7 protein-coding genes are annotated in these 4,758 nt (G+C 52.8%); 4 read left to right on the top strand and 3 right to left on the bottom strand.

The features are described 5' to 3' along the window. The 4 genes from GF401_00090 to larB form a co-directional block, all read left to right on the top strand. A partial coding sequence (locus GF401_00090; GenBank protein MBD3343441.1) for a S1 RNA-binding domain-containing protein occupies nucleotides 1-157 on the top strand: 157 nt, incomplete at its 5' end. Nucleotides 158-268: 111 nt separating this feature from the next. Further along, complete coding sequence (locus tag GF401_00085) at nucleotides 269-724, top strand: dUTP diphosphatase (protein MBD3343440.1); 456 nt, start codon at nucleotides 269-271, stop codon at nucleotides 722-724. Between the two features lie 35 nt (nucleotides 725-759). Further along, nucleotides 760-1,752 (top strand): tRNA dihydrouridine synthase DusB, encoded by a 993-nt coding sequence (gene dusB / locus GF401_00080; protein MBD3343439.1) that lies wholly within the window; start codon nucleotides 760-762, stop codon nucleotides 1,750-1,752. Nucleotides 1,753-1,881: 129 nt separating this feature from the next. Continuing rightward, nucleotides 1,882-2,637, top strand: coding sequence for a nickel pincer cofactor biosynthesis protein LarB (larB, locus tag GF401_00075; protein MBD3343438.1), 756 nt, complete (start codon nucleotides 1,882-1,884; stop codon nucleotides 2,635-2,637). A gap of 86 nt (nucleotides 2,638-2,723) precedes the next feature. Here the strand turns inward: larB and GF401_00070 are convergent, their stop codons facing one another. Genes GF401_00070 through GF401_00060 form a run of 3 tightly spaced genes read right to left on the bottom strand, consistent with a single transcriptional unit; the run spans nucleotide 2,724 to nucleotide 4,727 of the window. Then, nucleotides 2,724-3,494, bottom strand: coding sequence for a glutaminyl-peptide cyclotransferase (locus tag GF401_00070; GenBank protein MBD3343437.1), 771 nt, complete (start codon nucleotides 3,492-3,494; stop codon nucleotides 2,724-2,726). A gap of 22 nt (nucleotides 3,495-3,516) precedes the next feature. Further along, entirely contained in the window at nucleotides 3,517-3,933 is a 417-nt protein-coding gene (locus tag GF401_00065; protein MBD3343436.1) for a YjbQ family protein, read from the bottom strand. Beyond that, entirely contained in the window at nucleotides 3,930-4,727 is a 798-nt protein-coding gene (locus GF401_00060) for a hypothetical protein (protein ID MBD3343435.1), read from the bottom strand. Before GF401_00060 ends, GF401_00065 begins: the two co-directional genes overlap by 4 nt. Between the last annotated feature and the right edge of the window lie 31 nt (nucleotides 4,728-4,758).

Genomic DNA, 4,758 nt, shown 5'->3' with positions numbered 1-4,758 from the left:
CCCCGGCAAAGAAGGCCTGGTTCATATTTCTGAAATGGAAAATCACCGGGTGGAAAAAGTCACCGACATCTGCAAGGTCGGCGACCCCATGAAAGTCAAAGTAGTCGGCTTCGACCGCTTCGGCAAAATCCGCCTGAGCAGAAAAGCGCTGTTATAAAAAACAATGGAGTAATGGAATTGTGGAGCGGTGGAGTAGTAGGACCCATCGCTCCTTTAAAACATTACTTCAGTATTCCATCACATTATCACCCCCGATACTCCATCCTTCATGAAACCGTCACAACAAATCTCAGTGAAACGGCTTCCTCACGGCAAGGGATTACCCGTTCCCCGGCGGATGACCGAGGGATCGAGCGGTTTTGACCTGACCGCCGCCGTGCAAAATGAGCTTGTGCTCGGTCCCGGTGAACGGGCCCTGGTCCCTACCGGTTTCTGCTGTGAAATTCCCCGCGGCTATGAAATCCAGGTTCGCCCCCGCAGCGGTCTGGCAGTCAAATACGGCGTCACGGTCCTTAACGCGCCCGGCACGATAGACGCCGATTACCGGGGGGAAGTCAAGGTTATTCTTGTTAACCTTGGAAACGAACCCCACACCATCAAACGGGGCGACCGTATCGCCCAGGCAGTCCCCTCACGGGTCGCCGCCGATATCGAATTCACCGAAACCCGCGAACTCGGCTCTACCGTGCGCGGAGACGGAGGATTCGGGTCGAGCGGGAGATGAATAATACATTCAATTAATTCACATCAACGTTATCCATGCACCCAACGCTCCATACCACATCGACAGTACACCGACCTTTCTCCCACCCCCAACTGATCCTCGCTCCCATGGCGGGTATCACCGAGCCGGTGTTCCGCATGCTGTGCAAAAAGCATGGAGCCGATATTGTGGTAACCGAGATGGTAAGTGTGGAAGCGTTGTACCGGCAGGCAAAGCCTGCGCTAAAATTGATGGATATTACCCCCGGCGAACGTCCGGTGGGCATTCAGCTTTTCGGCGCGGACCCGAAAAAATTCGCCTGGTGCGCGGCCTATATCGACGAGCATATCGGCCCCGACTTTATCGACCTGAATTGCGGATGTCCGGCGCCGAAAATCGTGAAAAAAAACGGCGGTTCGGCATTGCTCAAGGATGAAAAGCTGTATGCCCGTATTATCGAATCGATGGTACAGGCAACCTCAGTGCCGGTAACGGTGAAGATTCGTTCGGGATGGGAGATGCACACGTGGGTTGATGTTGCCTATGCAAAAATCGCTCAGGAGTGCGGGGCCGCGGCGATAACCGTCCACCCCCGCTCAAAGACCATGGGCTTTTCGGGCCACTCTTTCCGGGAGCGGATCGGCGAAGTTAAAAACGCGGTCTCGATCCCGGTTGTGGGCAACGGGGATGTCCGCACACCGCGGGACGCCCTCGACATGTTCGAGCAGACCGGCTGCGATTCGATCATGATCGGGCGGGGAACCTACGGTAATCCCTGGCTCTTTGACTCTATCAAGAAAGCATTAAAGGGCGAGCAGGCGACCGCGGTTTCCCGGAAGGAAAAAATCGACACCGCCCGGGAGCATCTCAATGCCTACTGCCGGGTCCATGGAGAACACCGGGCTTCCCGGGAAATGAAAAAGCATATCTCCTGGTATATAAAAGGTATCCCTCAGGCATCGCAGCTCAGAAATGATATTTTTCGTTCCCAGTCAGTTAGAGAATTACAAGAGCTTCTCCATTCGGATATCCTGAATGATCGTTCATGACCCCGTCAAATTGCAATGGCACGCTCTCCGGTTTGTTTGAGATCATTATATAAATTGAATAGCCGTATGGTATTTTAAAAAAGAATTGGAGTGATGGAGTACTGAAATAATGGAGTAAAAGGATCGATTATGGAAAACAAGGCGCTTCGTGATCTACTCAACGCCCTTTACAATCAAGGCACAACGGTTGAAAAAGCTTTAGACAAGCTCAAGGACATGCCTTTTCATGACCTTGGATTTGCCAAGATCGACCATCACCGGGCCCTCCGCAAGGGCTTCCCGGAAGTCATTTTCTGTCAGAATAAAGCGCCGGAGCATATCCTCGCTATTGCCAAAGAACAGGTGGAGAACGGCGAAACCGTCTTTGGTACCCGCGCAGAGCCATCGGTGATAGAAATGGTTGCGCGGGAAATTCCCGGCATCGAGCAAAACGCTCTTGCCCGTTGTTTCTGGTGGAAATCTCCTCATTGGAAAGCAAAGGGGAAAATACGGGGTCCTGTTGTTATCGCTTCGGGCGGTACGGCAGACGCTTCAGTTGCCGAAGAGGCCCGGTGCACAGTCGAACTTCTGGGCCATCCCTGCCGCCTGCTCCAGGATGTGGGCGTGGCGGGAATCCATCGTCTCTTCGCGCACAAAGAAGACCTTCATGAAGCATCGGTAATTATCGCGGTGGCGGGTATGGAAGGCGCTTTACCGTCGGTTATCGCCGGGTATGTCTCCTGTCCGGTCATCGGCGTGCCCACCAGTGTCGGCTACGGCTCCCATCTGGAGGGTCTGGTCCCGCTTTTTGCCATGCTTAACTCATGCTCCAGCGGGATGACCGTTGTCAATATCGATAACGGGTTCGGCGCCGGCTATGCCGCCGCCCTGATTAACGGGAAGTGAGAAAGGGAAAACGTGGAGTGATGGAGTAACCGAGTAATAGAGCGATGGTACGAATGGGCTTGCTCCCGCAATACTCCACGACAACATCATTCACGGGGAATTTTTACAACAAATATTGTGCTCCAGTTTTTACCGGTGAGATAAAAAATATCCCGGGCCTTATCGTAGGCGACGCCGTTGAGGACGTCCTGCTCAGATTCGGCGCCGGCCCTCTTCACCAGGTCGGTGCAATCGATATACTTGAGCACGCTGCCGGTCTGAAGATCGATTTCGAAGATATAATTGCTGAACCAGACATTGGCATATACCAGGCCCCGGGCATATTCCAGTTCATTCAGTCTGGCTAGGGGCTTATCGTCCTGAGTAACCTGCACCGCACCGGTTACCATGAAAGCATTGTCGCGGAAATAAAGCGTGTCGCTCCCGTTGCTCATGATAAAATGGTGAGCACCGGTAGTCAACCCCCAGCCTTCACCGCGGTAGGAAAAAGTATCAACCGGCGCCAGGGATCCGGTATCGTAAAGCAGGGCGCTCTGCGATCGCCATGTCAACTGAACGAATCTGCCGTTGTATACAGCAAGGCCTTCGGCGAAAACCTCCGGCACCCGGTTATTTACCAGAATTGTTCCATCTGACGGGTCGATTTTGCGCAGGGAAGACGTCCCGTACTTGCCGGTGCTTTCATAGAGAAAACCATTGTGATACAGCAGTCCCTGCGTGAATGCCTCCGTATCATGGGGGATCGTATCGATGATTTCCGGGACGACCCGCGCAAGGGTATCCTGGAGGGAGCCGGGTTCGGGATCCGTATAGCACCCCGAAACAAAGGCAAGGAAAATCAGTATAACGATCGGCATACACAGCACGGGGGACCGCTCCCTATTCTCCGATAACTTTTATCAGAATCCGTTTGTTCCGGCGTCCGTCAAATTCACCGTAAAAGATCTGTTCCCAGGGACCAAGGTCGAGTTTTCCCTTGGTAATGGCAACAACAACCTCTCTGCCCATGATCTGGCGTTTCAAATGCGCGTCCCCATTGTCTTCGTAGCCGTTATGACGGTACTGACTTACCGGTTCGTGGGGAGCGAGCTTTTCAAGCCAGTCATCATAGTCCTTCAGCAAACCAGGCTCGTCATCATTGATATAGACACTGGCGGTGATATGCATTGCATTGACAAGGCATAACCCTTCCTGCACTTCGCTTTTTCCCACACACTCCTCGACTTTCGGCGTGATATTGATATAATCGCGCCGGGAGGGTGTATTGATTGTCATGGTTTCACGAAATGATTTCATATTCCCATTCCCTTGAATCTCCGGGCAAGCTCCTTACCCTCTTTTGTAAATCCGGGTTTATTGAGCAGTGCAAACATGTTCTTTTTATAGGCCTCCACTCCCGGCTGATTAAAGGGATTGACCCGGAGCAGATAGCCGGATATGGCGATGGCTTTTTCAAAAAAGTAAAAAAGTTGTCCCAGGGTCTCTTCACCCCGGTCGGCGCACACGAGCGTGGACGCCGGCACCCCGCCGTCAAGATGAGCCAGCAGGGTCCCCTTGTAGGCGTTTTCGTTGATCTGTTCGAAACTCTTTCCCTTGAGATAGTTGAGTCCGTCATCGTTATTCTTGAAATAGGGAATCGTGAGAGTAGATTGGGTGTTCTCGAGCATCAAAAAGGTCTCAAAGACTCCCCGAACTCCCTCCTGCATCCATTGACCCAGGGAATGAAGGTCGGTTGTGTAATCGAGCACGGTCGGAAAGATTCCCGTCTGGTTTTTGCCTTCGCTTTCTCCGGCGAGCTGTTTCCACCATTCGCCGATAAAATGGAGCTGGGGCTGAAAGGTGGCGAGCACTTCAATGATCTTGTTTCGGCGAAACAAGATATTACGGTTCACCGCATAGCGGGCCGAGAGATTCTTTTCGATTGAGTTCCCGCAGCAGAACGACATGGCCTGTCCGGCTCCCCGTACGAGTTTCTTGATGTTGATCCCGGCAAAGGCGATGGGAAAGAGGCCCACCGGGGTGAGGACCGAAAAGCGGCCGCCGATATCGGGCGGGATATCGAAGGTCGTGAGTTTTTCCTCTTTTGCCATATTGTGAAGGGCTCCTTTTTTCGGATCAGTG

Source organism: Chitinivibrionales bacterium (assembly GCA_014728215.1).
GTDB lineage: Bacteria > Fibrobacterota > Chitinivibrionia > Chitinivibrionales > WJKA01 > WJKA01.
Note: the sequence above shows the minus strand (reverse complement) of the source record. Positions and strands in the feature narration are given on the sequence as shown.